This is a genomic window from Amycolatopsis taiwanensis DSM 45107, assembly GCF_000519205.1.
GTDB lineage: Bacteria > Actinomycetota > Actinomycetes > Mycobacteriales > Pseudonocardiaceae > Amycolatopsis_E > Amycolatopsis_E taiwanensis.
The window spans coordinates 24,359-50,306 of sequence record NZ_JAFB01000013.1; the positions used below are offsets into that span (position 1 = coordinate 24,359).

Consider the following 25,948-nt stretch of genomic DNA (forward strand, 5'->3'; position numbering starts at 1 on the left):
GTTCTTTCCCTTCCAGCCGTTCAGTGGATGGGTAGGGGAGCGCCGTGCTCCTCGGGCGCCCGGGGCCCGAAAATGCGTCGCTCCGCCTCGGTGATCCGGATGTCGTTGATGCTCGCCTCACGGCGCCGCATCAAGCCGTCCTCGCTGAACTCCCACAGTTCGTTGCCGTAGCTGCGCCACCACTGGCCGGTTTCGTCGTGGCATTCGTACTGGAACCGGACGCCGATCCGGTTGCCGCGGAATCCCCACAGCTCCTTGCGCAGCGCGTAGTCCAACTCTCGCTGCCACTTTCGCCGCAGGAACTCGGTGATCTCGGCGCGGCCGGAGACGAACTCTCCTCGGTTACGCCACACCGAGTCCTCGGTATACGCCAGCGCCACCCGCTCGGGATCGCGGGTGTTCCAGGCGTCCTCGGCCGCTTGGACCTTCTGGGCCGCGGTCTGCTCGTCGAACGGTGGGAACGGTGGTCGTCCGGTCATCGCAGGGTCTCCTTCCCAAGGCGAGAACGTACGTTCTCCCTGAGGTACAGTAGAGAACGATTGTTCTCTGTGCCAGGGGGAGATGTCGTGGAACGCGCCGAAGCGGTGACGCGCCTGCTCGACACGGCGGAAGCGCTGTTCTACGAGCGAGGCGTCCAGGCCGTCGGCATGGACGAGATCCGTGGCGTCTCCGGCGTTTCGCTCAAGCGCCTCTATCAGTGCTTTCCCGCCAAGGAAGAGCTGGTCGTGGCCTACTTGCGGCGCCGCGACCAACGCTGGCGCGAGTCGCTGACCGGCTTCGTCCGTGACCGCGACGATCCCGACCCCGCCCGGCGACCACTGCTGGTGTTCGACTGGTTGTACGCCTGGTTTTCCGAGCCCGGCTTCCGCGGCTGCGCCTTCATAAACTCCTTCGGCGAACTCGGCGCCACCTCGGCCGAGATCGCTGTCGTGGCGCGGGAACACAAGGACGCGCTCAAGCAGTACCTGGTGGAGTTGGTCGGGGAAGCCGGCGTGAAGGGCGCGGAGTCCGTTGCCGAGCAACTGTTGCTGCTCATCGACGGAGCCATCACGTCCGCCGCGATCGTGGGCAATCCGGACGCCGCGCGCCACGCCCGCACCGCCGCCGCGACCTTGCTGGCAAGCGTCCGGGAGCGTGCCTGATGCGAGCAAACCGCCGTCAACGGCAGCCGCGATCGCCCGTGCCGGGGGAGTATCCGGTGCGATTCGGGACGGCCGAACTGCTCGCCGACGCGGATTGTCCGGGCGGCTGGCTGCTGACCGTGGACGGCGTCGCACAGTCGTACGTGAACCTGAACGACCCGACACACCTGGAATTCGAATACGTCCGCCGGATCGGCGACGTGATCGACTGCCTGGCTCCCGGACCACTGGACGTGCTGCACCTCGGCGGCGCCGGGTGCACGTTGCCCCGTTATGTCGCAGCCACGCGGCCCGGTTCACGGCAACTCGTTTTCGACGTCGACAGTGAACTGATCGACGTCGTCCGCGAGCAACTCGACCTGCGCAGTGTGCCGAACCTGCGGGTGCGGATCTCCGACGGCCGTGCCGGAGTGGCCACGCGCCGCGACGACTCGGCAGATCTGCTGGTGGCGGACGTGTTCCGGCGCGACAGCATGCCCAGTGACATCGCGACCGTCGAGTTCGCCGGCGAGGCGGCCCGGGTGCTGCGTCCGTCGGGCACCTACCTGCTCAACGTTGCCGACGGGCCGGGCCTACGGTTCGCGCGCCGAGTCGTCGCGGGAGTCGCGGAGGTGTTCGCAGAGGTGGCGTTGCTGGCCGAGCCGGGCGTTCTCCGTGGTCGCCGCTTCGGAAACCTCGTGGTGGCCGCGTCCGCCCGCGAACTGCCGGTGGCGGCCCTGACCACGCGGATCGCTTCGGCGGCCTTCCCGGCCCGGTGCCTGTCTCAAGATGCGCTCAGGGCGATGTGTGGCAACGCGAAACCGATCGTCGACCAGGAGCCGGTGGAGGTGCCGGTTCCGCCGCCGGACGCGTTCGGCCGGGCCAGGACGAGCTGATCAACCATTCCGGTACCGGGTTTATTGGTCCAGATCCAACAGAAGGTGGAGACCACCGGCGCCGCGGGTACAACCGAGGCAGTGCGGTGTCAAATCGACCTTGTACTACGCTGATCGCCAACCTGCGGCTGGGGAGGACCAGCACTCGGGCGGAGTGCCAGGGCCGTGGGAACTGTCGTGTACCGCACAAGCAAAGAAGGAAGATCCGTGGCTGACACCCTCAAGGAAATCCTGCTCGACTCCAGCAGGCGCCCGGCCGTCGTGAGCGACCTCGAGACCCTGGTGGACGAAGAGGTCTCGGACAAGGGCGGCGTTTCGGGTGCCGTGATCAAGACCGGTTTCGCGGCCGTCAAGAAGATCAAGCCCGGCATCATCGGCTCGGCTATCGAAACCCTCCTCGACGACTTCACGGCCTCGCTCGAGCCGTTCTACGCCAACTTCCGGAGCACCGGTGGCGGCGACTTCGGCGCCTACCTGTCCAGCCGGAGCGACGAGGCCGCTGACGCACTGCTGTCGGTCACCGACGCACGGGCGGAGAAGAGCAGCCGAGACAGCATCAAGAAGGTGTACGGCAAGCTGCGCCCGAACGGCAAGAAGAACGTCGAGGAGGCCCTGCCTCGTCTCGGCAAGCTGATCGACAAGCACGCCGCGACGGCCTGATTCCGCGGGCCGGGGGGAAAGCGTCAAGGCCACCTCGAGGGCATCGGATGCCCCAGAGGTGGCCTTGACAATGCGAGAACCCGCGGCGGTGCAGGTCGACTGCCCGCCGCAAGCGGCTGACTAGCTCTTCTTCTGCGTGGCGGTCTGGGTCGTGGTCTGGCCGTTGGCCTGCGTGTCGGTGGGGGATGGCGTCGCACGCGGTGGCTCGGCGGCTACCGAGGGCTCCGGCTTCGGTCGCATCGCGTAGGCGACACCGGCCGCCGCCACTCCGATGCCCAGCAGCCATGGCCAGCGCCGGCGCTTGCGCATCCCCTTCGCGGCCGCCTTCGCCTCGTCCACCGCGAGCTTGAATTCCTTCTTGGCCAGCTTGAAGTCGCGCTTGGCCTTGCGCTTGGACTCGCCGGTCGCCTTGGCGGCCAGTAGTGCTGCCTTGCGCGCTCTCCGGCCCGGTTTGCGCAGCTCGGCCAGCCGAGCGGCGGCCTCCAGGCGAGCCTCCTTGCTCGCGTGCGCCAGCTCCTTGCGCGTCTGGCCGGTCGCTTCCGCCAGCTTCCGGCTTGCCTGGCGGCTCTGCTTCGCGGCCTTCCTGCGGGCATCCTCCGCGCTTTCCGCGAGTAGCTGCTCGGCTGCCTGCGCCGCTTCCGCGGCTTGTTTGCGCAGGCCCTGCAGGCCGGTCCGGACCGACTCGCCAACGGAGTCCGCGGCACGGGTCATGGCCTTCACCTCGTCAATCGCTCGTCTCGGATCCTCTCCCCGTTCCTCTATCCTGCCCGTTGGCGCTCGATCCCGCTGTGGATGGCACGATGAAGCCTGTGACGCAGAGCAATGAATCCCTCGTTGGGACGAAGGTCGTGGCCACGCTGCACACCAACCGTGGTGACATCCGGCTGAACCTTTTCCCTGATCACGCACCCAAGACGGTGGCCAACTTCGTCGGTCTGGCCGAAGGCTCCAAGCCGTACCAGCGCCCGAACGCCAAGGGCGGGGACTCCGGGCCGTTCTACGACGGTTCGATCTTCCACCGGGTGATCTCCGGCTTCATGATCCAGGGCGGCGACCCGACCGGCACCGGCCGCGGCGGCCCCGGGTATCAGTTCGGTGACGAGTTCCACCCGGAGCTGCAGTTCAACCAGCCGTACCTGCTGGCGATGGCTAACGCGGGCCCCAACACGAACGGCTCGCAGTTCTTCATCACGGTGGGGCCCACCACCCACCTGAACCGCAAGCACACCATCTTCGGCGAGGTGGCCGACCAGGAGTCGCGCGACGTGGTCGACTCGATCGCGAACACCGCCACGGGTGCCGCCGACCGGCCGATCGAGGACGTCGTAATCGAGAAAGTCGACATCGTTCGCGGAAGCTGACGGGTAGCTTGGAATCCGTGCCCATCCTCGTCGAATGTCCTGGGGAAGGCATCCGTGACCGAGCCTGACCCGACCAAGGAGACCGCGCCGCCGGTCTGCTGGTGGCATCCCACGCGGCAGACCGTGCTGAGCTGTGTCCGCTGTGGCCGGCCCGCCTGCCCGGATTGCCTGCGTGAGGCCCCCGTCGGCCACCAGTGCATCGACTGCGTGCACGCCGCCCGGCAGGTGCACCGCCGGGCGGCCAGGTCGCCGGTGAGTGGACAGCTGTCCGCGCGACCGGTGGTCACCCCGGTACTGATCGCGCTCAACCTGCTGATGTATGTCGTCACGACGGTGCAGGCGCGCAGCCCGGTCAACAACGAGCAGGCGCCCCTGTTCGGTGACTGGGTGCTGTGGCCGCGGGCGATCGCCGGAGCCGACCAGTGGTGGCGGCTGGTGACCTCGGGGTTCCTGCACTACGGGCCCATCCACATCGGCGTGAACATGATCGCCTTGTGGGTGCTGGGCCAGGACCTGGAGCGGCTTCTCGGCAAGGGCCGGTTCATCGCCGTGTACCTGGTGTCACTGCTGGGTGGGGCGGTTTCGGTCTACCTGTTCGACGACTCGAACCGGGCCACCGCCGGGGCGTCCGGCGCGATCTACGGGCTGCTCGGCGGGATCCTGGTCGTGGTGCTGCGGCTGCGGCTCAACCCGATGCCGGCGATCGCCACGATCGTGCTGAACCTGATCATCACCGTGTCGATCCCGAACATCTCGCTGCTCGGCCACCTCGGTGGCCTGGTGGTCGGCGCGCTGATCACGGCCGCGATCGTGTACGCGCCGGTGAACCGACGTGTGGCCTGGCAGGCGGCGTCGGTGGTGGTGCTGGTCGTGGCCCTGGTGGCGCTGGTCTGGTACCGCGACGCGCAACTGTCCGGCGTGATGTGCCTGACCGACAGCGGCGAGCTGAAGTGCACGCCTCCGGGTTAGGGAGCACGGCGTGCGTAGCGATGCCGGTAGCTAGGAACGCAGGGCGCTGAGCACGTCGAGCACCTCGCGTGGGTCCGCGCCGAGTTCAAGCCAGCCGAACACGAACAGCTGGTCGCCGGATTCGATCTCCAGCGTGACGCTGTCCCGCCCGAGCCGCCTGGTGGTGGTCAACCGAGTGCGCGTTTCCGGCCAGGCCAGTCGCACCTGCCCCAGGGTCCGCCGGATGCGGATGCCCTGCCGGTCGGCGGCGAGCCGGGGCCGGAACAGCGTGCCGTGGGCAGAGGCGGCCGCGAGCGCGAACGCGGCGACGCCGAAGAGCACCTGGCCGCGGTGCTCGGGGTAGCTGAAGACCCCGGCGAGTGCGAAGGCCGTGCCGAGCCAGCCGACGATGATCAACGCGGGCCGGGGAGCCCAGCTCGCCGAGTTATCCACAGGATTTATCCACAATGGGGATGACTCACAGCCATGTAATTTGCTGTCAATCGGCCGTTCGGCGTAACTGCCGTGCCGGTCCTATCGCCATCGCATGGTCATCAGCAGGCCGGAGATCATCAGCGCGAAGCCGACCGCGAAGTTCCAGCTGCCCAGATCGGCCATGAAGCTGATCTTGTCGCCCGCGATGTAGTTCACCACGAGCCAGGCCAACCCGAGCAGCATAAGGCCGAACATCACGGCCTTGTAGATCGGGTGTGACGGCCCCGCGGCGTGCACCTTGACCGGCGTGCGCCGATCGGCCGGCGGTGTGTACGCCGTCTTCTTGCGGACCTTGGACTTGGGCATCGGAATCCTCAGGTGCTCGGGTAATTCACCGGCGGGCACGCAGAACGCACCTACCTTTCCCCCAACACGTTAACGTAATCGAGCACTGGAGAGGAGTGCGCGTAGCGATCCTTGACCAACCGCCGCTCAGCCGCCGCGCGGCATCGCCGGCCGCACCATCGGCGTCCTTGGTGAGATTCTCGTCACTCCGGGACTCGTGCTGCTGCTCTTCGTCGTGTACGAGCTGATCCAGGAGGACGCCGACGCCGCCGCACTGGCCATGGGGCCCGGGCACTACCGGGTACCGCGCTGCCGGGCGCGCCGGGGAACTTCGCGATCGTCGGGCACCGGGTCGGCCGGGTGCCCGACGGCCTCGACCGGCTCATCCCGGGTGACCCGATCGTGATCGAGACGCGGACGGACTTCTTCGTCCACCGGATGCTCCGGTACTGCGCGAGATCGTCGGCCCGAGCGCGGGAAACGTGGTCTGGCCGTGCCACACAAGCCGGCCGGCGTCCTGCCGGCGGCGCAGCAGGTCGCGCTGCTGATGCTCGTGGTTTTCCCATGGCTCGAGCCGCGGCTGCCGTTCGACCACGTGTCGGTGAACTGAGAAAAGGCCGTCGGAAGGGAACGGTAGGCTATGCCCATGCGGCCGATGCGCGTCCTCGTCGTCGATAATTACGACAGTTTCGTCTACAACCTGGTGCAGTACCTGGCCCAGTTGGGCGCGGACTGCACGGTATGGCGCAACGACGTCGTGGAAATGGCGCGGGTCGCCGAATTCGACGGGGTACTCGTCTCGCCGGGGCCGGGCACGCCGGAACGGGCCGGGCGCAGCATCGAGGCCGTGCGCCGGTGCGCCGAGACCCGCACCCCGCTGCTCGGCGTTTGCCTGGGCCACCAGGCGATCGGGGTCGCGTGGGGGGCCACCGTCGACCGCGCGCCCGAACTGCTGCACGGCAAGACCAGCCAGGTGCGACACGATGGCGGTGGGGTGCTCGCCGGCCTGCCCGACCCGTTCACCGCCACCAGGTACCACTCGCTGACCGTGCTCCCCGAGACGATCCCGGCCGAGTTCGAGGTAACCGCGCGCACCGAGTCCGGCGTGGTGATGGGCCTGCGACATCGCGAGCTGCCCGTCGAGGGCGTGCAGTTCCATCCGGAGTCGGTGCTCACCCAGGGCGGGCACCGGATGCTGGCGAACTGGATGACCGGCGCCGGACACCCGGTTGAGGGGTCCACAGTGGATTCGCTGGAGCGCGAGATCGCCATGCTGCAGAAGGCTGCCGCTGCCTGATGCTCCGACTGGCGGGAGTCGGTAAGCGGTATGGGCGCGGCGCACTGGTACTGACCGACGTGAACCTGGAAATAGCGCCCGGGCAGGTGATCGGTGTCGTGGGCGCGAACGGTTCCGGCAAGTCCACCCTGCTCCGTATCGTCGGGAGACTTTCGCGGCCGTCGGCCGGCACGGTGACCGGAAAGCCGTCGGTGGGCTACCTCCCCGACCGGTTTCCCGCCGCCAGCCGGATGACCGCGCTCGGCTACCTCCGCCACCTCGGCCGGATCAGCAACGTGTCCGATGTGGACAAGCGGGCGGCCGAGTTGCTGGAGCGGCTGAAGCTGGCGGGCGGGCCGGGCGCGCGGTTGCGTGAACTGTCCAAAGGGAACGCGCAGAAGGTCGCGCTCGCGCAGGCACTGCTGCCCGAACCGGAACTGCTGGTACTCGACGAACCCTGGTCGGGTCTCGACCCGGCCGCCCACACCGTGCTCGCGGAACTGCTCGCCGAGGCGAAGGAACGTGGCGCCGGCGTTGTATTCGCCGAGCACCGGGACGAATTCGCGCGAGCGCACGCGACCGGGGTCTTCGAGTTGTCCGACCGTACGTTGAAGGAGTCCGGTGATGAGCCCAAGGCTCGCTTGGTGCTCCGCAATCCCGGCGGCCGGCTCATCACCTCGACAGTTCCGGTGAATCGTTCCGACGCCGTTTTGCTGCAGGCATTGCAGCGCGGTTGGTCGGTGGTCCGAGTGCACACCCCGGCGGGGAAATGATCAGATATCAACTCGCCCTCTTCGGGCATTCGCAGCGCTATCTGTTTCCCGGGCTCGCTTTCCTGGCGTTGCTGAGCGTGCTCTACGGCGCGGAAGCCGGCAGCCCGGCGCCGCCGGAATTCGCGGTCAGTGCCGGCGTGCTCACCGTGGTTGCGTGCTGGCTGACCATCACCCTGGTGGATGTGGAAGATCCCGCACAGCGGCTGATCACTCTGGCGCATGCGCGGAAACTGTCCACAATGGTCATCGGCCTCGTGCTTGCGCTGTTCGCCTGCTGCGCCGGGCTGACCGTGCTCGCGCTGATCTGGTCCATTGTCGCGCACGGCGGCGATTCACTGGGGGATCTGGGCTCCGCCGCCCTCGCTCACCTGGCGGCCGCGAGCGCTGGTATCGCGATCGGGCTGCCGTGCTCGCGGCTGTTGGTGCCACGCATCGTGTACAGCGCGTTCGCCGCGCCGATCGCGCTGGCCGTGGTGCTGATGAGCCGGTGGCTGCCGTTGGTCAACCCGATGCTGCGCGCGCTGTCCTCCAACAGGCCGGCGGCGTTTGACGTTGTGGTCGGTCTGCTGACCTCACTGCTCGCGCTCGCCGTGAGCGCCGTCGCCGTCACCGTTCTGGTCGAACGTCGCAGCTGACAGGAGAAGGGGTCGCCGCGGTAAACGGACCTCAGGCCGGAACTGCGGTGTCTTCGCGTGACGACATTCGGCGGTGGACCTGCGGTACGAAGGCGCGCGTCAGTCCGCTGTCCAGGGCCGGAGCTTGTCGGGGTTAAGCACTGTCCAGATGTGCTTGATTCGGTCGCCTACGACGTCGAACGCCATCACCGACATGGTGACGTCGCCCAACTGAGTCACCAGACCGGGCTGACCGTTGACCGTACGCTCCAAGATCGTCAGGTCGGATATCGCGATCCGCCGATTGGTGGCGGTGAGGAAGCGTGCGATCTGCTCGGCGCCTTCGATCGGCCGGAGCGTGGCGCTGGTGATGCCGCCACCGTCGCCGATCGCCGTCGCGTCGGGGTCGAGGAGGCCGATGAGGGCGTTGATGTCCTTGGCTTCCCATGCCTGCTTGAAGTCCTTGACGACGCGGGCCTGCTGGGCCGTCGAGGTCGTGGGAGCGTGCGAGGCGCGGATGCGGCGGCGGGCCGAGGAAGCCAGTTGGCGGCAGGCCGCCGGGCTCCGGCCGACGATGTCGGCCACGTCGGCGAAGGGGTAGCGGAAGACGTCGTGCAGGATGAACGCCACGCGTTCGGCCGGGGTCATCGATTCGAGCACGACCAGGAAGGCCATGTTGACCGACTCGTCGAGGGTGACGCGGTCGGCCGGGTCGACCGTGGTGCCGTCCGACGGTCCGTTGAGCCACTCGGTGTGTTCGGGCAGCGGCTCGGGGACCCATTCGCCCACGTAACTCTCGCGCCGGACCCGTGCCGAGCCGAGCAGGTCGAGGCAGATCCGGCTGGCGACCTTCGTCAGCCAGCCGCCGGGGGATTCGATGGCTTGCTGCTCTTGCGGGGACAAGGCATACCAGCGGGCGTAGGTCTCCTGGACGACGTCCTCGGCCTCGGCCAGGGAGCCCAGCAACCGGTAGGCGAGATTGATCAGCTGACGCCGCTCGCTCATGATCGCGCTCAGGCTCGGATCGCCTTGGCCGCTTCCCGGCGCGTACGGGTTGGTCATGGTGTCGCGACTCCCTTGGTCGGATCTGCCCTCACCAGTCTGACGAGACAGCACACCGAACTGTGAGGCCGGCGCGTCACCTCACATTCAGCGGTACTACGTCGTCGGACCACCGAAACCACCGGGGCTCCCTCGCCAGGAGAGCTGGTTGCGGTCGTTCCCCCTCTCCGGTTCGCGGGAACCGGCGAAGTACGCCGCAACTTTCTGCGGTGGTTCGACGGCTACGACGGCCCGATCAGCCTGGAAACGCACGACCTTACCGTTGCGACGAGCGAAGATGTCGCGATAATTCCTGCCCGGGGTGAGGACAGAAAACGTCCTCACCCCCGGATTCGAAAGCACCTCCGGCAACGGGTTCATCCCACTGCCGCGCTCCGCGGGAGCAGCGGCCCACCTTCTCCGGTGACACGGCAAAACGTGCGAAGGCCCGGAGCGGGTTTCCCCGCATCCGGGCCTTCGGGTCAGTGCCTCACCGTGGGTCAGCTGCGGCCGCCTCCGCCACTGCCACCGATCGGCGGCAGGATCCCGCCGGGCGACGTCGGCGTGGTGGTGGGCGAGGTGCTTCCGTTCCTCGCAGCACCGAGGACCAGCGTGATCGTCTGGTTCTTGGCGATCGGTGTGTTCGCCGAGGGCGAGGTGTCCTGGACCAGGCCGATCTGGGCCGGATTGGTCACCTTGGTGGTCTCGTAGTTCACCTGGCCCGTCCAACCGAGCTGGGCCAGCTGGGCCAGCGCGTCATTCTGAGTCAGGCCACGCAGGTCCGGCATGTTGATCGTCTGCTGCGACCCGTTGGACACGCTCAGCGTGACCGTCTTGCCCTCGGGCTGCAAGCCGCCGTTGGGATTCTGGTCGACCACCGTCCCGGCCGGCTTGTCGGAGTCGACATCCTTCTTGGACACAACGAGTTTGAGGTTCTGCAAGGTCTTGGACGCGTTGGCGTAGGTCTGGCCGACCAGGTTGGGCACCGTCACCAGGTTCGGCGACTTGGCCACCGTGAGGTGGACTGTCATGCCCTGGTCGACCTGGCTGTTCGCGGGCGGGTCCTGCTTCTGCACCTTGCCGTACTGGCTCGGGTCGTCGACGTCGACCATGTCGTAGTTCGTGTCGAGGCGCAGCTTGAGCTTCGTCAGTTGTTCCTGAGCGTCATCCGGGGTGCTGCCTTTCAGATCCGGCATCTGGACCTTGGTCGGCGGGCCACCAACGTACAGCGTGACCTTGGTGCCGGTGGCGACGCTCGTGCCCTCCGTCGGTTCGGTACGGAGTGCCTTGTTGACGTCGTCGGGGTTGTTGCACGACGGTTGGTTGTCGAAGGTGCCGATGCAGGGGATGACCTTCCGCTCCGGGTCGAACCCGGCGTTGCGGAGCGCGGCTTCGGCATCGTTCGCGATCACGCCGTTCACCCGCGGGATCAGCGCCGTAGTGGGTTTGGTGTTGAAGGCGCCGGCCATCCAGGCGACGAAGGCCACCAGGCCGAGGCCCACCACGGACAGCACAACAGCCAGGACGGCCTTTCGCCGACCCCGGTGCTCCCGGTCGTCTCCGCTCCCGTAATCCGATTCGTAGTCCGCGCCGCGGCTGGGGGGTCCGCCGCCGTTGAAAACCTGCGTGCGTTCCTCGTCGGTCATCACCATCGGTGCCGACGGCCGCTGGCCCGACAGCACGCGCACCATGTCCGAGCGCATCTCCGCGGCCGACTGGTACCGGTTCGCCGGGCCCTTCGCCAGTGCCTTGAGCACGATCGCGTCCACCGTGGGCGACACCATGGGATTCACCGTCGACGGCGGCTTCGGGTCCTCCCGCACATGCTGGTAGGCCACCGCGACCGGCGAGTCCCCGGTGAACGGCGGCTCACCGGTGATCAGTTCGTAAAGCACACAACCGGCGGCGTACACGTCACTGCGGGCATCCACACCTTCACCGCGAGCCTGCTCCGGCGAGAGGTACTGGGCCGTGCCGATCACCGCGGCGGTCTGGGTCATCGCGGCCTGGCCGTCGTGCATCGCGCGCGCGATGCCGAAGTCCATCACCTTGACCGCGCCCTGGTTGGTGATCATGATGTTGGCGGGCTTGACGTCCCGGTGCACGATGCTGTGCCGGTGCGAGAAGTCCAGCGCCGCGCAGACGTCGGCCATGACCTCCATCGCGCGCTTCTCCGACAGCGGGCCCTCGGTCTTGACGATGTCCCGCAACGTGCGGCCCTTGACGTACTCCATCACGATGTAGGGCAACGGACCGTATTCGGTCTGTGTCTCACCGGTGTCGTACACGGCCACGATCGCCGGGTGGTTCAGGGCCGCGGCGTTTTGTGCCTCACGCCGGAAACGTTCCTGGAACTGCGGGTCGCGGGCGAGGTCCGCGCGCAGGATCTTGACCGCGACCTCGCGTCCGAGCCGGATGTCGGTCCCGTGGTGAACCTCGGACATGCCGCCGTAGCCGAGCGTGTCGCCCAGTTCGTACCGGTTGGAGAGCAGTCTGGGTGCGCTCACTGTTCCTCCGCGGGTAGAGCGCCGTGGTCACCTTGGTGACCGCGGCTTGAGGCAGGGCTACTCATCGGAGAATGCCGTCCCGTTCCGTCCAAGGTTTCATGCCTGGTAAGTCGTCTCTTCGGTTGATGGCGGTTGCCGCGTTGTGGAGCCGGGCACAATGGTGCTGCTTACCCGGTCGGGGGCTACGTTATCCGGCGTGTGCGTCAGCTTCGGCACGAGCAGGACAATGGTCACGACGAGTCCCACCACGACAACCGCGAGGACGACCCACAGCACTGTTAGGTTGCGCCGTCGTGGCGGAATCGGCATGCCCGGCCCGTGCACGGACGGCATCGCGGTGACCCCGCTGGGGTGTCCGGCCTGCGCCGGGTTGACCGGCTGCATCGCCGGATGCGACACCGAGGCCATCGGTGGTGCCATCGCGGCCTGCGCATACGCCTGCATCAGCCCGGATGGCGTGGGCAGCGGCCGGCCCGCTCGCACCGCGGCGACGGCCGCGGCGAACTCGCCACCGTTGGGGTAGCGCTGCCGCGGATCCTTGACCAGCGTCGCCTCGATCAGCGCGCGGGCGCCTGGCGGGACGTCGGCCGGCAGTGGCGGCGGCACGTCCCGGATGTGCATCATCGCGACCGTGACCGCGTTCTCCGACAGGAACGGGCGGTGCCCGGTCAGGCATTCGTACCCGCAGACAGCCAGAGAGTAGACGTCGCTGGCCGGTTCCGCGTCATGTCCGAGCGCCTGTTCCGGCGCGATGTAGTGCGCGGTGCCCATGACCATGCCGGACCTGGTCACCGGAGCGGCGTCGGCGGCCTTCGCGATGCCGAAGTCGGTGATCTTCACGCGGCCGTTCGCGGTCACCAGGATGTTGCCCGGCTTGATGTCGCGATGCACCAAGCCCTGCTCGTGCGCGGCCTGCAGCGCGTGTGCCGCCTGCTCCAGGATGTCCAGGGTGCCGTCGGCGGTCAGCCGTCCCTGCCGGGCCAGTATTCCCGCCAGTGGTTCACCTTCTACCAGTTCCATGACCAGGTAGGCGATCGCGAGTTCGTCCGCGGTCGTCTCCCCGTAGTCGTGTACGGCCGCGATGCCCGGATGGTTCAGTGACGCGGTGGTGCGCGCCTCGGTACGAAAGCGGTGCAGGAACTCCGCATCCCCGGACAGCTCGGCCTTGAGCACCTTGACCGCGACGACCCGGTCCAACCGGGTGTCACTGGCCTGCCAGACCTCACCCATCCCGCCAACGGCGATCCGGTTGACCAGTCGGTAGCGCTCGGCCAGTAGCTGACCCGTGGACAGCATCCGCTATCCACCCCCGATTTGCGCGTTGATCGCGGCCCGGCCGATCTCCGCGGCCACGGTGCCACCGGTGGCCGCCAGCCCGCGGTTACCGCCGGACTCGACGATCACGGCGACCGCGATCTGCGGGTCGTCGGCCGGGGCGAATGCCGTGTACCACGCGTGCGGCGGGGTGGCCTTGGGGTCGGTGCCGTGCTCCGCGGTGCCGGTCTTGGAGGCGATCTTGATGTTGGGGTTCTTGCCGCCGCCCGCGGTGTTCGCCTCCGAGGCCAGCATCATCTGCGTGAGCGTCTGGGCGTTCGCGGCCGAGAGCGCGGGCTTGCCGGTCAGCTCCTGCGGCGTGAAGGTTTCCAGGTCGGACAGGTCCGGCGCGAGCAGCTTCTTCACCAGCTGCGGCTTCATCGCCATGCCGCCGTTGGCCACGGTGGCGGAGAGCAGGCAGTCCTGCAGCGGGGTCAGCTGCACATCGCGCTGCCCGATGCCGCTCTGGTACAGCGCGGCCTGCGAGTCCAGCGGGCCGAGGCCGGACGGGACCACCTTCTGCGGGATGGTCAGGTCGTCCATCCCGATCCCGAAGTTGGCCGCGGTGGCCCGCAGCTTGTCGGCACCGAGCTCGCCCGCGAAGGTGGCGAACGGCACGTTGCAGGAGTGCGCCAGTGCGTCGGCGAACGTGGTGCCCGCACAGGGCGCTCCGCCGTAGTTCTCCAGCGTCGTCCTGGTGCCGGGCAACGTGACGTTGGGCGCGTTGCTCACCGGCGTGCTCGGCGTGGCGCCGTTCTCCAGCTCGGCCGCGGCCACGACGAGCTTGAACGTCGACCCGGGCGGGTAGCTCTCCGAGATCGCGCGGTTCAGCATCGGATTGCGCGGGTCGTCGATGTTCTTGTTGTAGGCGTCCTGCTGCTCGTGCGCGTCGTGCGAGGCCAGCTCGTTCGGGTCGTAGGACGGCGTCGACACCATGGCCAGGATCTCGCCGGTCTTCGGGTTCATCGCGACCGCGGCGCCGGTGTAGTTCCGCCGGGTCATCAGGTCGTAGACGGCCTTCTGCACGGCCGGGTTGATGGTCAGCTGAACGTTGCCGCCCCGCGGATCCCGGCCGGTGACCATGTCCGACAGGCGGCGCACGAACAGCCGCGGGTCCGAACCGTTCAGGATGTCGTCCTCGGCCTTCTCCAGTCCCGTCGAGCCGTAGCGCACCGAGTAATACCCGGTCGCGGGTGCGTAGACGGGGCCGTCGAGGTACGTCCGCTGGAACTTGAGCTTGTCGTTGGTGGGCTCCACGCCGGCCAGGACCTGCCCGTCGAACTGCGACACGATGGTGCCGCGTTGGCGGGCGTACTCGTCGAGCAGCACCCGCTGGTTGCGTGAGTCCGTGCGGTAGCTGTCCGCCTTGACCACCTGGATGTAGGTGATGTTGACCAGCAGCAGCACGATCATGACCAGCATCGACATGCCGACGCGGCGCATCGGTTTGTTCACGACTCACTCCTCGGGTCGGTGCCCCCACCGGCCGGCGGCCGCGACACCATGACGGTGCCCGCCTCGGCCAGCGGCACCTGCGGCGCGGGCTTGGGCCGCGCCTTCGGCGCCGGCCGGCGGGCCGCGTCGGAGATCCGCAGCAGCAACGCGACCAGGATGTAGTTGGCCAGCAGGGAGGAACCACCATAGGAGATGAACGGCGTGGTGATACCCGTCATCGGGATCAGCTTGGTCACCCCGCCGACGATCACGAACAGCTGCATGATGATCGCGAAGGACAGGCCGGCGCCGAGCAGCTTGCCGAAGGTGTCGCGCACGGCAAGCGCGCTGCGCATGCCTCGAGTGGCCAGCAGCAGGTACACGATCAGGATCGCGGCCAGCCCGACGAAGCCGAGCTCCTCGCCCAGGCCGGCGGTGATGAAGTCCGAGTTGGCCTCCGGCACGATCTCCGGCCGTCCCGCACCGAGCCCGGTGCCGCCCACTCCGCCGGTGCCCAGGCCGAACAGGCCCTGCGCGACCTGGTAGCCGCCGCCCTGGTCGTAGTAGGTGGCCAGCGGGTCGATCCAGTTCGCCACCCGCTGTTGCACGTGCGTGAACAGGTTGTACGCGATCACGCAGCCGACCATGAAGAACGCCACCCCGAGCAGCACCCAGATGCCGCGCTCGGTGGCGACGTAGACCATCACCAGGACGATGCCGAACAGCAGCAGCGACTGGCCGAGGTCCTTCTCGAACATCAGGATGCCCAGGGCCACGACCGCGGCGATCAGGATCGGCCCGAGGTCCCGCGCCCGCGGCAGCTCCACACCCAGCATCTTCCTGCCCGTGACCATGAACAGGTCCCGCTTGGTGACCAGGAAGGACGCGAAGAAGACCATCAGCAGGATCTTCGCGAACTCACCGGGCTGGATCGACACGCCGGGCAGCTTGATCCACACCTTCGCGCCGTTCACCTGCGAAAGCGAGGCGGGCAGGATCGCGGGCAGGGCCAGCGCGATCACCCCGAGCAGGCCGCTGAGATAGCCGTAGCGGGTCAGCGTGCGATGGTCCTTGACGAGCAGCAGCACGGCCAGGAACAGGGCCAGCGCGATCGCGGTGAACAACACCTGCTTTGGCGCCGACGCGGAAAAGTTGACCTCGGACTGGATCGCCTTCTCTTCCAGGGCCAGGTCGATGCGGTAGATCATCACCAGGCCGAGGCCGTTGAGCAGCGCCACGCAGGGCAGGATCAACGGGTCGGCATACGGCGCCCACCGGCGCACCGCGAAATGCGCGATGGCGAACAGCGCGAGGTAGGCCAGGCCGTACCAGACGATGGAGAAGGAAAGCTCCTGCTCCTGGTTGGCCTGTACCAGCACGAACGCACAGGTCACGATGAAGGCCGCGAACCCCAGCATCGCGAGCTCCGTGCCCCGCCGGGTCGGTAGCTCGCGCTGCGGGTTGGTCTGGTAGACGCCACCCGCCTGCTCGGGCAACGGGGGGCGGGTCATCCGCCACCGCCACCCGGCAGCAGCGAAGACGGGCAGTCCCTCCCCGCCTGTGTGGTCCCGGAGCTCGGAGGCATGGTGGGCGTGAGATCCGTCGGGCTGGTCGGCGAAGACGGGCCGCAGTCCTTGACGGTCTTGTACCGCAGGAAGTTGTTGATGTAGTCGCGGGCGGCCTGCAGGCTGTCCTTCTTGACGCCGTTGTGCACCGCGGTCTGCGCGTCCTGCTGCAGCTGCGTGACCAGCAGCTTGTCGCACATGGTGCTGCCGTCCGGGCAGGATCCCTCGGCCTGTTCGTGCAGTTCGATGCCGAGCACGCTGCCCGGCACACCGCGGAAGATCGTCACCTCGGAACCGGCGCCCTCGCCGACGTAGTACTGGCTGAGCACGAAGTAGCGGGTCGCGATGGTGCCCGCGCCCAGCAGCACGAGCACCAGGAAGATGCCCACGATCCAGCGCCAGCGCTTGCGGCGCTTGGCCTTCGGGTCCGGCGGCGGCTCGGTGAACTGCTGGGGCGGTGGCGGCGGTGCGGTGAGCGCCCTGGCCCGCGCGGCCGGCGAATCGCCCTGGTGGTTGTACTCGTCCGTGCCGTCCCCGGCGGCACCGCCCACTATGGGGGCGTCCTCGCCGAAGTCCACGTCCACCACGTCGGCGACGATCACCGTCACGTTGTCCGTACCGCCGCCCTTGAGCGCCAGCTCGATCATCCGGTCCGCGCACTGCTGCGGGTCCGGTATCTGGATCGCTTCGGCGAGCGTCTCGTCGCTCACCATGCCGGACAGCCCGTCCGAGCAGAGCAGGTAGCGGTCGCCCGCGCGCGCCTCGCGCACGACGAAGGTGGGCTCGACCTCGTGCCCGGTAAGCGCCTTCAACAGCAGCGAACGCTGAGGGTGGGTGGCGGCCTGGTCGGCGGTGATCCGGCCCTGCTCGAGCAGCTCGTTGACGAAGCTGTCGTCCCGGGTGATCTGGCCGAACTGGCCGTTGCGGAACAGGTAGGCACGGGAGTCACCGACGTGCACCAGGCCCATCCGCGAGCCGGAGAACAGCATCGCGGTGAGCGTCGTGCCCATGCCGTCGAGGTCGGGATCGTTGGCCACCAGTTCGGAGATCGCCGCGTTCCCGCCGGAGACCGCCTCTCTGAGCTGGTAGAGCAGATCGTCGCCGGGCTCGTCGTCGTCGAGCGGGGCGAGGGAGGCGATGACTACTTTGCTCGCGACTTCTCCCGCGGCATGGCCGCCCATGCCGTCGGCGAGCGCGAGCAGGCGGGGACCCGCGTACACGGAGTCCTGGTTGCTGGACCGCACCAGGCCCCGGTCGCTGCGGGCCGCGTAGCGAAGAACGAGTGTCATGGGCGAAGCTCGATCACCGTCTTACCGATCCGGATGGGGACGCCGAGTGGAACTCGGAGGGGTGCAGTGACCTTAGCCCGGTCAAGGTAGGTCCCGTTGGTGGATCCCAGATCTTCCACGTACCAATCCGTTCCGCGTAGGGACAGACGGGCGTGCCGCGTCGAGGCGTAGTCGTCATCCAGCACCAACGTGGAATCGTCCGCCCGGCCGATGGTGATCGGCCGCCCGTCCAGCGTGATCCTGGTTCCGGCCAGCGCGCCGTGGGTCACGATCGCCTGCCGCGGCATCTTCCCCGATCCGCGAGGACGCTGCTGCTCCTTGTTGCGCCGCAACCCCGGGATGGCCACCTTCAAGCCCGAGGCGGCGTAGAGGTCGGAACGCACCACCCGCAACGCGGCCACCACGAAGACCCAGAGCAGGATCAGAAAGCCCACTCTGGTGAGTTGAACGACCAGCTCTGGCACGTGTTGTGTCAGCTCCCGCCTTCTGCATTCCCGCCCGCGGCGCGGGCCTGCGCCGCGGGACCCCCGAGGGTAATTCTGCGGGACACACCGATCGGTGCTTCCAGCGGCTCACATAACCAGTTTCTTCGCCGCCCTGTCAGCCCTGCGTACGGAACACGAGAGACGAGTGTCCCACCCGGATGACGTCGCCGTCGGCGAGCTGCCAGGTCTGTACCGGAGTGCCGTTGACCGTGGTGCCATTGGTCGACCCAATGTCGGCCAGCGTCGCGCTCTGACCGTCCCAGGTGATCTCCAGGTGTCGCCGGGACACCCCGGTGTCCGGCAGGCGGAAGTCGGCGTCCTGGCCGCGGCCGACCACGTTGCCGCCCTGCTTCAGGGAGTAGCTGCGGTTCGAGCCGTCGTCCAGCTGCAGCGAGGCCGAGAGCTGGCGGTTCGGGCTCTGCACCGCGGGCGGAGCGTAGCCCTGCTGGGCGTAGGGATCCGGTGCCTGCTGGGGAGGCGGGTAGCCGCCGCCGGGCTGGCCGCCGTAGCCACCGGGCTGGCCACCGCCGTAGCCGCCCTGGTCGTAACCCGGCTGCTGGCCGTAGCCCTGGTCGTACCCGGGCTGGCCACCGCCGTAGCCGCCCTGGTCGTAGCCCGGCTGGCCGCCACCGTAACCCTGGTCATAACCGGGCTGGCCACCGCCGTAGCCGCCCTGGTCGTAACCCGGCTGCTGGCCGTAGCCCTGGTCGTACCCGGGCTGGCCACCGCCGTAGCCGCCCTGGTCGTAGCCCGGCTGGCCGCCACCGTAACCCTGGTCATAACCGGGCTGGCCACCGCCGTAGCCGCCCTGGTCGTAACCCGGCTGCTGGCCGTAGCCGCCCTGGTCGTAGCCCGGCTGGCCGCCACCGTAGCCCTGGTCGTACGCGGGCTGGCCGCCACCGTAGCCGCCGCCCTGGTCGTAGCCGGGCTGCTGGCCGTAGCCCTGGTCGTACCCGGGCTGTCCCTGCTGTCCGTAGCCGTACTGGCCGCCATGCTGCTGGCCGTACGGGTCACCCTGGTCGTATTGGCCGTAGCCGGGGGGCTGGCTCATTGGTGGGTCTCCTGCGTTGCTGGGTCGTGCTGGCCGTCCTGCACCCGGGCCGCCACGCGCGCTGACGTCCGGATCGACGGATGAGCGGGTCTTGAATTGTCCAGTATGCAGCGCCTCGTTGCGCTCTAGCGAGATTACGACGTCACCATAGGTGTCCCAGCCGTGCTCGGCGAGATGCTGTGCCACCGCCTCCGCGAGCACCCTTGTGACGCGCCCCTCATCGCCGGCCATCTGGTCATGGTCGGCAGGCCCCAACGAAACGATGTAGTGGTTGGGGGCGAGCAGCCTACCTCCGGCCAGCTCACGAACGTTCTCCTCGCTCTCGCGCTCCAGGGCTTGCGCCACCTCCTGGGTGACGACCTTGCCTCCGAACATTCGTGCAAAGGTGTTGCCCACCAGGCTCTCCAGGCGTCGATCAAAACGCTCAACGCGGCCCACCGGGTCTCGTAGCCTCCTTCACACGTGTGCTTCCGAGCCCGATCCTATCGACAAGTTGGGGGCTGGACAGCGCCCCCGGTAAAACGCCCCCGAACGGCCTGCTACGCTTTGCTGGCTGTCGCAGTTACTCGGGCGAGTGGCGGAATGGCAGACGCGCACGGTTCAGGTCCGTGTGTCCGAAAGGACGTGAGGGTTCAACTCCCTCCTCGCCCACCCGATTGGCCCACCCTGCTCGTCGCTGTGCGACTTCGCTGGGATCGGGTGTTCATTGTCTTGGGGGGCCGAGCCCCCCAAACCCCCACGGTGCGAGCTCCTGCTGACCCGGCGTGGTTTCGTTTTGTGTTGACCAGCATCGGTTGCATCGGTTGCCTCCCCTGCTTCTCTTGCCTCCCTGTTTCCCGTCTTTCGGGTGTTGTGCTGTTGATCTGTGCTGGGCGTTCCTGGTGATCGTTGTGGTGGGTGCTGGGCTGTGTGGGTGGTCTGGGCCGGGTGGCGGGTGAAGGGGGTTGGGTTGGGGGCGGGTTGGGTCATCTTGGGGGGTGAATTGGGGGTGGAATCTTGATTGATTCCAGAAAATTGGGCAGACTCTGGGCGTGCCAACGACTTCGGACTTCGAGCGCATGTTGCGCGGGGTCGCGCTGCGTGTGACGCGTCCTCGGGTCGCGGTGCTGTCCGCGGTGCACGACCATCCACACGCCGACACCGAGTCGATCATCGGGGTCGTGCGTGCGAATCTCGGTGAGGTGTCCCACCAGGCCGTTTACGACGTGCTTCATGCACTGACGGCAGCGGGGCTGGTGCGGCGCATCCAGCCCTCCGGCTCCGTCGCGCGCTACGAGGCGCGGGTCGGGGACAACCACCACCACGTCGTGTGCCGGTCGTGCGGTGCCATCGCCGACGTCGACTGCGCCGTCGGCGAGGTGCCCTGCCTGACCGCGTCCGACGACAACGGCTTCCTGATCGAACGGGCCGAGGTCATCTACTGGGGCCTGTGCCCCGGCTGTTCCACCCAACAGAGTTCCTGATCACCGCTGATTCGCCAGTCCCGGAAGGAAATGCATGTCCGAGAACCACGAAGCAGTCGACGCGAACACGGAGAGCGGGGGCGGCTGCCCGGTCGCGCACGGCCGCGCCCCGCACCCGACCCAGGGCGGCGGAAACCGCCAGTGGTGGGCGAACAAGCTCAACCTGAAGATCCTCGCCAAGAACCCCGCTGTGGCCAACCCCATGGGTGAGGATTTCAACTACGCCGAGGCGTTCAGTTCCCTCGACCTCCCGGCCGTGAAGCGGGACATCGCCGAGGTGCTGACGACCTCGCAGGACTGGTGGCCGGCGGACTTCGGCAACTACGGGCCACTGATGATCCGCATGGCGTGGCACAGCGCGGGCACCTACCGCATTCACGACGGCCGCGGCGGCGCCGGGGCCGGGCAGCAGCGCTTCGCACCGCTGAACAGCTGGCCGGACAACGTGAGCCTCGACAAGGCTCGCCGGCTGCTGTGGCCGGTCAAGAAGAAGTACGGCCAGAAGCTCTCGTGGGCCGACCTGCTCGTTCTCGCCGGCAACGTCGCGCTGGAGTCCATGGGCTTCAAAACGTTCGGCTTCAGCGGCGGCCGTGAGGACGTCTGGGAGTCCGAGGAGGACGTCTACTGGGGCCCGGAGACCACCTGGCTCGGCGACGAGCGCTACAGCGGCGACCGGGAGCTCGAAGCTCCCCTGGGGGCGGTCCAGATGGGCCTCATCTACGTCAACCCTGAGGGCCCCAACGGCAACCCGGACCCGATCGCTTCGGCACGTGACATCCGCGAGACGTTCCGCCGCATGGCGATGAACGACGAGGAGACGGTCGCCCTGATCGCCGGCGGGCACACCTTCGGCAAGACCCACGGTGCCGCCCCGGACAGCCACCTCGGCCCCGACCCCGAATCCGCCCCGCTCGAAGACCAGGGCCTTGGCTGGAAGAACGGCTTCGGCACCGGCAAGGGCGCCGACACGATCACCAGCGGTCTCGAGGTCACCTGGACCACGACACCGACCAAGTGGAGCACCAACTTCCTCTGGAACCTCTTCAGCTTCGAGTGGGAGCTGACCGAGAGCCCGGCCGGTGCGAAGCAGTGGAAGCCGAAGGGCGGCGCCGGTGAGGGCACGGTGCCGCACGCTCACGACTCGTCGAAGCGGATCGCACCGGCGATGCTCACCACGGACCTCGCGCTCCGGTACGACCCGATCTACGAGCCGATCGCGCGGCGGTTCATGGAGAACCCCGACGAGTTCGCCGATGCCTTCGCTCGCGCGTGGTACAAGCTGACCCACCGCGACCTGGGACCGAAGGCGCGCTACCTCGGCCCGGAGGTGCCCGAGGAGACCCTGCTGTGGCAGGACCCGATCCCGGCGGTGGACCATGAGCTCATCGACGCGGCGGACATCGCCGCTCTCAAGAGCCAGATCCTCGCCTCGGGCCTGACCGTCGACCAACTCGTCTCCACCGCGTGGGCGTCGGCCTCGACCTTCCGTGGCAGCGACAAGCGCGGCGGTGCCAACGGCGCGCGCATCCGCCTCGAGCCGCAGAAGGACTGGGAGGTCAACAACCCCGGTCAGCTGGCCACGGTGCTGCGCACCCTGGAGGGCGTCCAGGAGTCGTTCAACGCCGCCCAGGCCGGGGGCAAGAAGGTGTCGCTCGCCGACCTGATCGTGCTGGCCGGCAACGCGGCCGTCGAGCAGGCCGCCAAGAACGCCGGCTACGACGTCGAGGTGCCCTTCGCGCCGGGACGTATGGACGCGTCGCAGGAGCAGACCGATGTCGAGTCCTTCGAGGCGCTCGAGCCGCCCGCGGACGGGTTCCGCAACTACCTCGGCAAGGGCAACCGTCTGTCGGCCGAGTACCTCCTGCTCGACAAGGCGAACCTGCTGACCCTCAGCGCGCCGGAGATGACCGTCCTCGTGGGTGGTCTCCGCGTTCTCGGTGCGAACTACGACTCCTCGTCGCTCGGCGTCTTCACCGAGACCCCGGGATCGTTGACCAACGACTTCTTCGTGAACCTGATCGACATGGGCACGGAGTGGAAGCCGGTCGCGGAGGACGGGCAGACGTTCGAGGGCCGCGACGCCGCCACCGGTGAGGTCAAGTGGACCGGCAGCCGCGTCGACCTCGTCTTCGGCTCGAACTCCGAGCTACGCGCGCTCGCGGAGGTCTACGCGTGCGACGACGCGAAGGAGAAGTTCGTGCGCGACTTCGTGGCCGCGTGGACCAAGGTCATGAACCTCGATCGGTTCGACCTCGCCTGATCGCCGGTGTCCAGGCCGGCCGCTCCCGGCCGGCCTGGACATCCTCGCGTTGGCTCACAAGTTGACGCTGCCGTGGATGTTGCGGGCCTGGACCACTTTGCCCGCCGTCCCGGTCATATTGTTCGCCACCCCGCCGGTCATGTTGTTGACCACCTCGCCGCCCTCAGCGTGCTGCGCCCATTCCGCCCGCAGCTGCCGTGAGAACTCCGGATCGCTGCGTTCAGCCACCTCCAGTCGCTCGGCCAGGGCCGTGATCGGCTCGGCTTCCTCTGGTGCCGCCTCGGCCGCTTCCAGCGCCTTCGCCGCTTCCGGGTCCTTGCTGAACCTCTTCTTGACCAGGTCGTACAGACCGGTCGCCGCCTTGGTGGCGAGTGCGGTGGCGATGGACAGCAAAATTGGTTCAGGCATCTTTCCACCGTACGGCCAAGCGTGCGGTCTCACGAGGTCGGCTCCACGAGTTCTCATCGCGGATTCATGAGCTGAGGCACGGGTGGAACTGCGCGCTGGTCGACCCTCCGAAGGTCGGCGAGTCGCAGAGCAAGTTGAACGGAGCGGGCGTCAGCACCTACGGCGAGACCGGCGTGCGCTACATCTGCGACTTCATGACTCCGTCGATGACCCTGATCGTCGGCAGGACCAAGACGGTGGAGGACTTCGCGGCGACCACCCTCAGCGCGGAAAGTCCGGGCGTGACCACGCACCGTGTTGACGGTGCGGACATTGACGTGGAGGACCACACCTACCCGAATGGGCGCGCCGAGCAGACTGCCCAGATCCTCGACCACGATCGCTACGCGTTCGTGTCCCTGCAGCTGGAGACCAAACCGGGTAGCGACCTGCCCGAGGGCTGGGACACGCAGGACACCGCACAGTTGCTCGCCGATCTCGTCCGCAGCCAGCGAGGGGACTGATCCGAAAATCGATCGCGGTAGCGGGCGGAACGCAGCGTTTCTGCGAGCCAACGCGGCGGGCCAAGTGGGCTGCGCGAACTATGCGACGCGTTGTGCACGGGGGAAAGCACGGTCATCCCTGCGTCCGTGGCCGCGCGGGCAAGACGATCGTCGTAGGTCAGCAGCGCGGTGAGGTCGGGCTCCAGGACGCGGGCGATCGAGAGGTGGATCGCGTCGAGCGAGCGCAATGCGCGGTCCGGTTCGTTCATCGCGCTTTCGACGATGTCGTCGTCGATGTCGATGGTGTCGAAGGCGGTGAGCAGATCGCGCGCGTCGGGAAGCAGGGTGGGCATGACCCGATGAACTGTGCGCATCAGCTCGATTCGCATCAGCGCGGAACTCACCCAGGACGCGTCCGGGTTCGAGTCGTAGAAGTCCGCCAATGCGGTGGAGTGCGATTCCTCGCGAAGGAGCTTGATGGCGGTCGATGTGTCGAGGTAGTAGACGCTCACCACCGCTCCTCGTCGCGCAGGCTGGTGAGCGCGTCGGTGAGTTTGTCCGTTCCGTCGCCAGCTCGCATCCGGGGGCGATATCCAGGGCGGATCGCGCGCCGCAGCCGACCTTCGTTTGCCAAGCGGGTGAGCGTCGGAGCGGGCGCTCTGTCCTGCACCGGGACGATGCGAGCGATCAACTCTCCGTGCTCGGTCACGTCGATCGTTTCACCTTGTCGGACGCGCCCCAACACGGCCCCGGTGTTGTGCCGGAGTTCGCGAAGGCCCACCGAATGCGATGTGACCGGGAAGGGCCGCTAGGGCGTCCAGGTCGCGTTCGCGCCGCACAGCACGAGACACGGCAGGTCACCGGGAACCCGCCCGGCCAGCCACGCGGCGAAGGACGCGGCGGCGGCGGGTTCGACGGCGAGCCGGAACTCGTCCCACAGCCGGTCCCGGGCGGCCAGGATCTCGTCGTCGCGCACCAGTACCGAGTGGACCGGATGACTGGACAGCACGGCGAACGCCGCCAGGCCGACCCGGGTGGCGCCCAGTGCCGAGGCCGCGATCGATTCGACCTCGGCGTCCACCGGTTCTCCCGCGGCGAATGCCGCGTTCAAGCTGTTGCAGCGCTCGGGCTCGACCGCGACGGTCAGCCGTCCGTCTCCGCCCAACGCGGTGCCCGCGGCGAGCCCGCCACCGCCGGCGGCGACCGCAATCGTGTCCACGTCGGGCACGTCACGCACGATCTCGGCGGCGACGGTGGCCTGGCCCGCGATCACCACCGGATCGTCGTAGGCCTCGACATACTGGGCGCCGGGCTCGGCCGCCGCCGCACGTGCGGCGGCCGCCGCTTCGGCGTAGGTGCGGCCGGCACGGACCAGACGCGCACCCGCGGCTTCGATCCGCCGCGCCTTGTCCGGCGGCACCGTCCCCGGCACGTAAACCGTGGCGGGCAGGTCGAGGATCGCCGCCGCGGTCGCCACGCCGATCCCGTGATTGCCACCCGAGGCCGTGACGACCCGTTGCGGGCGCTCCCCGGACATCAACGCGTTGAGCGCACCGCGCAGCTTGAACGAGCCGGTCCGCTGGAGATGTTCGAGCTTGAGCACCACGGGCCGGCCCGCCACCTCGGTGCGCAGCACGGGCGTGTGCCGGACATGCGGGCGGATACGGTCTTCGGCCACGGTGACGTCGGTCAGGAGGGCTGTCATGGCCTCCACCTTGCCGACTCCGACCGGCTCGCTGCCAGTCGTTTAACCGGTGGGTGGTGCTAGTTCACACCGACGAGGTCCACCACGAACACAAGGGTTTCCCCCGGCTTGATCTTGCCGCCCGCGCCGCGGTCGCCGTAGGCGAGCTCCGGCGGAATCACCAGCTTGCGCCGGCCGCCGACCCGCATGCCGGCCACGCCCCGGTCCCAGCCCGGGATGACCCGTCCCTGGCCGAGCGGGAACCGCAGCGGCTCGCCCCGGTTCCACGACGCGTCGAACTCCTCGCCGGTCGAGTGTGAAACGCCGACGTAGTGCACGGACACGGTGTCGCCGGCCTTGGCTTCGGGACCGTCGCCGACGCTGATCTCGGTCACCTCCAGCTCCGCCGGTGGTGCGCCTGCCGGACGCTCGATCTCCGGCCGTTCCAGTGTCATGGTCTCCTCCTCCTGTTGCTGATCTTGCGCGTCGGTGCACGGTATCGGCCATTCGCCGGTTTAGCGAACCGGACGGCGACG

27 protein-coding genes and 1 tRNA gene are annotated in these 25,948 nt (G+C 68.1%); 11 read left to right on the plus strand and 17 right to left on the minus strand.

The genetic code is table 11. From position 1 onward, the window contains the following. Positions 1-20: 20 nt before the first annotated feature. Positions 21-479 (minus strand): nuclear transport factor 2 family protein, encoded by a 459-nt coding sequence (locus tag A3CU_RS0110905; RefSeq protein WP_027942310.1) that lies wholly within the window; start codon positions 477-479, stop codon positions 21-23. Positions 480-566: 87 nt separating this feature from the next. On the opposite strand from A3CU_RS0110905, the gene A3CU_RS0110910 reads away from it, so the two are divergent. The 3 genes from A3CU_RS0110910 (at position 567) to A3CU_RS0110920 (ending at position 2,677) form a co-directional block, all read left to right on the plus strand. After that, entirely contained in the window at positions 567-1,142 is a 576-nt protein-coding gene (locus A3CU_RS0110910; RefSeq protein ID WP_027942311.1) for a TetR/AcrR family transcriptional regulator, read from the plus strand. Next, positions 1,142-2,017, plus strand: coding sequence for a spermidine synthase (locus A3CU_RS0110915; protein ID WP_043840924.1), 876 nt, complete (start codon positions 1,142-1,144; stop codon positions 2,015-2,017). Before A3CU_RS0110910 ends, A3CU_RS0110915 begins: the two co-directional genes overlap by 1 nt. A 207-nt stretch (positions 2,018-2,224) precedes the next feature. Further along, positions 2,225-2,677, plus strand: coding sequence for a DUF6918 family protein (locus tag A3CU_RS0110920; RefSeq protein WP_027942313.1), 453 nt, complete (start codon positions 2,225-2,227; stop codon positions 2,675-2,677). A gap of 120 nt (positions 2,678-2,797) precedes the next feature. On the opposite strand, the gene A3CU_RS0110925 is transcribed toward A3CU_RS0110920, so the two are convergent. Next, positions 2,798-3,388: a hypothetical protein gene (locus tag A3CU_RS0110925; RefSeq protein ID WP_084143220.1), complete on the minus strand. Its 591-nt coding sequence runs from the start codon at positions 3,386-3,388 to the stop codon at positions 2,798-2,800. 89 nt (positions 3,389-3,477) lie between these two features. Between A3CU_RS0110925 and A3CU_RS0110930 the strand changes: the two genes are divergently transcribed. Together A3CU_RS0110930 and A3CU_RS44375 are read left to right on the plus strand one after the other, a co-directional pair. Beyond that, a complete protein-coding gene (locus A3CU_RS0110930; RefSeq protein ID WP_027942315.1) occupies positions 3,478-4,038 on the plus strand; it encodes a peptidylprolyl isomerase in 561 nt (186 codons plus the stop codon). Between the two features lie 54 nt (positions 4,039-4,092). Then, positions 4,093-5,007: a rhomboid family intramembrane serine protease gene (locus A3CU_RS44375; RefSeq protein WP_052371640.1), complete on the plus strand. Its 915-nt coding sequence runs from the start codon at positions 4,093-4,095 to the stop codon at positions 5,005-5,007. Positions 5,008-5,037: 30 nt separating this feature from the next. Here the strand turns inward: A3CU_RS44375 and A3CU_RS0110940 are convergent, their stop codons facing one another. Both A3CU_RS0110940 and crgA read right to left on the minus strand, forming a co-directional pair. Beyond that, the gene (locus tag A3CU_RS0110940; RefSeq protein WP_027942316.1) at positions 5,038-5,439 is read right to left on the minus strand and encodes a PH domain-containing protein; all 402 of its coding nucleotides are present in this window, start codon (positions 5,437-5,439) and stop codon (positions 5,038-5,040) included. 81 nt (positions 5,440-5,520) lie between these two features. Further along, positions 5,521-5,787: a cell division protein CrgA gene (gene crgA, locus A3CU_RS0110945; RefSeq protein ID WP_027942317.1), complete on the minus strand. Its 267-nt coding sequence runs from the start codon at positions 5,785-5,787 to the stop codon at positions 5,521-5,523. Between the two features lie 634 nt (positions 5,788-6,421). Here crgA and A3CU_RS0110960 point away from each other — a divergent pair. The 3 genes from A3CU_RS0110960 to A3CU_RS0110970 are packed head-to-tail and all read left to right on the plus strand — an operon-like array spanning position 6,422 to position 8,450. Next, positions 6,422-7,063, plus strand: a complete 642-nt coding sequence (locus A3CU_RS0110960) for an aminodeoxychorismate/anthranilate synthase component II (RefSeq protein WP_027942318.1) — start codon at positions 6,422-6,424, stop codon at positions 7,061-7,063. Then, complete coding sequence (locus A3CU_RS0110965; RefSeq protein ID WP_027942319.1) at positions 7,063-7,815, plus strand: ATP-binding cassette domain-containing protein; 753 nt, start codon at positions 7,063-7,065, stop codon at positions 7,813-7,815. Before A3CU_RS0110960 ends, A3CU_RS0110965 begins: the two co-directional genes overlap by 1 nt. After that, on the plus strand, positions 7,812-8,450 hold the full coding sequence (locus A3CU_RS0110970) for a hypothetical protein (RefSeq protein WP_027942320.1): 639 nt from the start codon (positions 7,812-7,814) through the stop codon (positions 8,448-8,450). The genes A3CU_RS0110965 and A3CU_RS0110970 overlap by 4 nt, the downstream gene beginning before the upstream one ends. Positions 8,451-8,549: 99 nt before the next feature. On the opposite strand, the gene sigJ is transcribed toward A3CU_RS0110970, so the two are convergent. The 8 genes from sigJ to A3CU_RS0111010 form a co-directional block, all read right to left on the minus strand. Further along, entirely contained in the window at positions 8,550-9,491 is a 942-nt protein-coding gene (gene sigJ / locus A3CU_RS0110975) for an RNA polymerase sigma factor SigJ (RefSeq protein WP_027942321.1), read from the minus strand. A gap of 479 nt (positions 9,492-9,970) precedes the next feature. Continuing rightward, on the minus strand, positions 9,971-11,977 hold the full coding sequence (pknB, locus tag A3CU_RS0110980) for a Stk1 family PASTA domain-containing Ser/Thr kinase (RefSeq protein ID WP_027942322.1): 2,007 nt from the start codon (positions 11,975-11,977) through the stop codon (positions 9,971-9,973). Positions 11,978-12,073: 96 nt separating this feature from the next. Beyond that, positions 12,074-13,273, minus strand: coding sequence for a serine/threonine-protein kinase (locus A3CU_RS0110985; RefSeq protein WP_027942323.1), 1,200 nt, complete (start codon positions 13,271-13,273; stop codon positions 12,074-12,076). 3 nt (positions 13,274-13,276) lie between these two features. Next, entirely contained in the window at positions 13,277-14,746 is a 1,470-nt protein-coding gene (locus A3CU_RS0110990) for a peptidoglycan D,D-transpeptidase FtsI family protein (protein WP_027942324.1), read from the minus strand. Next, on the minus strand, positions 14,743-16,236 hold the full coding sequence (locus A3CU_RS0110995; RefSeq protein WP_027942325.1) for an FtsW/RodA/SpoVE family cell cycle protein: 1,494 nt from the start codon (positions 16,234-16,236) through the stop codon (positions 14,743-14,745). The genes A3CU_RS0110990 and A3CU_RS0110995 overlap by 4 nt, the downstream gene beginning before the upstream one ends. Continuing rightward, positions 16,233-17,579 (minus strand): PP2C family protein-serine/threonine phosphatase, encoded by a 1,347-nt coding sequence (locus tag A3CU_RS0111000; RefSeq protein WP_027942326.1) that lies wholly within the window; start codon positions 17,577-17,579, stop codon positions 16,233-16,235. The genes A3CU_RS0110995 and A3CU_RS0111000 overlap by 4 nt, the downstream gene beginning before the upstream one ends. After that, positions 17,576-18,043 carry an FHA domain-containing protein FhaB/FipA gene (locus A3CU_RS0111005; protein ID WP_027942327.1) on the minus strand — a complete coding sequence of 156 codons (468 nt, stop codon included), beginning with the start codon at positions 18,041-18,043 and terminating at the stop codon, positions 17,576-17,578. The genes A3CU_RS0111000 and A3CU_RS0111005 overlap by 4 nt, the downstream gene beginning before the upstream one ends. Positions 18,044-18,179: 136 nt before the next feature. Then, entirely contained in the window at positions 18,180-19,553 is a 1,374-nt protein-coding gene (locus A3CU_RS0111010; protein WP_027942328.1) for an FHA domain-containing protein, read from the minus strand. 130 nt (positions 19,554-19,683) lie between these two features. Between A3CU_RS0111010 and A3CU_RS0111015 the strand changes: the two genes are divergently transcribed. The 3 genes from A3CU_RS0111015 (at position 19,684) to katG (ending at position 22,838) form a co-directional block, all read left to right on the plus strand. Then, positions 19,684-19,766, plus strand: a tRNA-Leu gene (locus A3CU_RS0111015). Between the two features lie 380 nt (positions 19,767-20,146). Then, complete coding sequence (locus A3CU_RS0111020) at positions 20,147-20,578, plus strand: Fur family transcriptional regulator (protein ID WP_027942329.1); 432 nt, start codon at positions 20,147-20,149, stop codon at positions 20,576-20,578. Positions 20,579-20,612: 34 nt separating this feature from the next. Then, positions 20,613-22,838 (plus strand): catalase/peroxidase HPI, encoded by a 2,226-nt coding sequence (gene katG, locus A3CU_RS0111025; protein WP_027942330.1) that lies wholly within the window; start codon positions 20,613-20,615, stop codon positions 22,836-22,838. A gap of 54 nt (positions 22,839-22,892) precedes the next feature. Here the strand turns inward: katG and A3CU_RS0111030 are convergent, their stop codons facing one another. The 5 genes from A3CU_RS0111030 to A3CU_RS0111055 all read right to left on the minus strand — a co-directional run bounded on the left by A3CU_RS0111030 (position 22,893) and on the right by A3CU_RS0111055 (position 25,867). Further along, positions 22,893-23,246 carry a hypothetical protein gene (locus A3CU_RS0111030; protein WP_027942331.1) on the minus strand — a complete coding sequence of 118 codons (354 nt, stop codon included), beginning with the start codon at positions 23,244-23,246 and terminating at the stop codon, positions 22,893-22,895. A gap of 382 nt (positions 23,247-23,628) precedes the next feature. After that, positions 23,629-24,240, minus strand: a complete 612-nt coding sequence (locus A3CU_RS44380; protein ID WP_052371641.1) for a type II toxin-antitoxin system VapC family toxin — start codon at positions 24,238-24,240, stop codon at positions 23,629-23,631. Beyond that, the gene (locus A3CU_RS0111045; protein ID WP_027942332.1) at positions 24,237-24,509 is read right to left on the minus strand and encodes a type II toxin-antitoxin system Phd/YefM family antitoxin; all 273 of its coding nucleotides are present in this window, start codon (positions 24,507-24,509) and stop codon (positions 24,237-24,239) included. Before A3CU_RS0111045 ends, A3CU_RS44380 begins: the two co-directional genes overlap by 4 nt. A gap of 27 nt (positions 24,510-24,536) precedes the next feature. Continuing rightward, positions 24,537-25,433: a serine/threonine dehydratase gene (locus A3CU_RS0111050; protein WP_027942333.1), complete on the minus strand. Its 897-nt coding sequence runs from the start codon at positions 25,431-25,433 to the stop codon at positions 24,537-24,539. Between the two features lie 59 nt (positions 25,434-25,492). Further along, positions 25,493-25,867 carry an FKBP-type peptidyl-prolyl cis-trans isomerase gene (locus tag A3CU_RS0111055; RefSeq protein WP_027942334.1) on the minus strand — a complete coding sequence of 125 codons (375 nt, stop codon included), beginning with the start codon at positions 25,865-25,867 and terminating at the stop codon, positions 25,493-25,495. Between the last annotated feature and the right edge of the window lie 81 nt (positions 25,868-25,948).

Excerpts from the sequence above, each read along its gene's own strand:
- A3CU_RS0110905 (WP_027942310.1), bottom strand. The coding sequence starts at position 479 with ATGACCGGACGACCACCGTTCCCACCGTTCGACGAGCAGACCGCGGCC.
- A3CU_RS0110915 (WP_043840924.1), top strand. The coding sequence starts at position 1,142 with ATGCGAGCAAACCGCCGTCAACGGCAGCCGCGATCGCCCGTGCCGGGG.
- A3CU_RS0110925 (WP_084143220.1), bottom strand. The coding sequence starts at position 3,388 with ATGACCCGTGCCGCGGACTCCGTTGGCGAGTCGGTCCGGACCGGCCTG.
- A3CU_RS0110930 (WP_027942315.1), top strand. The coding sequence starts at position 3,478 with ATGAAGCCTGTGACGCAGAGCAATGAATCCCTCGTTGGGACGAAGGTC.
- crgA (WP_027942317.1), bottom strand. The coding sequence starts at position 5,787 with ATGCCCAAGTCCAAGGTCCGCAAGAAGACGGCGTACACACCGCCGGCC.
- A3CU_RS0110960 (WP_027942318.1), top strand. The coding sequence starts at position 6,422 with ATGCGCGTCCTCGTCGTCGATAATTACGACAGTTTCGTCTACAACCTG.
- A3CU_RS0110965 (WP_027942319.1), top strand. The coding sequence starts at position 7,063 with ATGCTCCGACTGGCGGGAGTCGGTAAGCGGTATGGGCGCGGCGCACTG.
- A3CU_RS0110970 (WP_027942320.1), top strand. The coding sequence starts at position 7,812 with ATGATCAGATATCAACTCGCCCTCTTCGGGCATTCGCAGCGCTATCTG.
- sigJ (WP_027942321.1), bottom strand. The coding sequence starts at position 9,491 with ATGACCAACCCGTACGCGCCGGGAAGCGGCCAAGGCGATCCGAGCCTG.
- A3CU_RS0110985 (WP_027942323.1), bottom strand. The coding sequence starts at position 13,273 with ATGCTGTCCACGGGTCAGCTACTGGCCGAGCGCTACCGACTGGTCAAC.
- A3CU_RS0110995 (WP_027942325.1), bottom strand. The coding sequence starts at position 16,236 with ATGACCCGCCCCCCGTTGCCCGAGCAGGCGGGTGGCGTCTACCAGACC.
- A3CU_RS0111000 (WP_027942326.1), bottom strand. The coding sequence starts at position 17,579 with ATGACACTCGTTCTTCGCTACGCGGCCCGCAGCGACCGGGGCCTGGTG.
- katG (WP_027942330.1), top strand. The coding sequence starts at position 20,613 with ATGTCCGAGAACCACGAAGCAGTCGACGCGAACACGGAGAGCGGGGGC.
- A3CU_RS0111030 (WP_027942331.1), bottom strand. The coding sequence starts at position 23,246 with ATGCCTGAACCAATTTTGCTGTCCATCGCCACCGCACTCGCCACCAAG.
- A3CU_RS0111050 (WP_027942333.1), bottom strand. The coding sequence starts at position 25,433 with ATGACAGCCCTCCTGACCGACGTCACCGTGGCCGAAGACCGTATCCGC.
- A3CU_RS0111055 (WP_027942334.1), bottom strand. The coding sequence starts at position 25,867 with ATGACACTGGAACGGCCGGAGATCGAGCGTCCGGCAGGCGCACCACCG.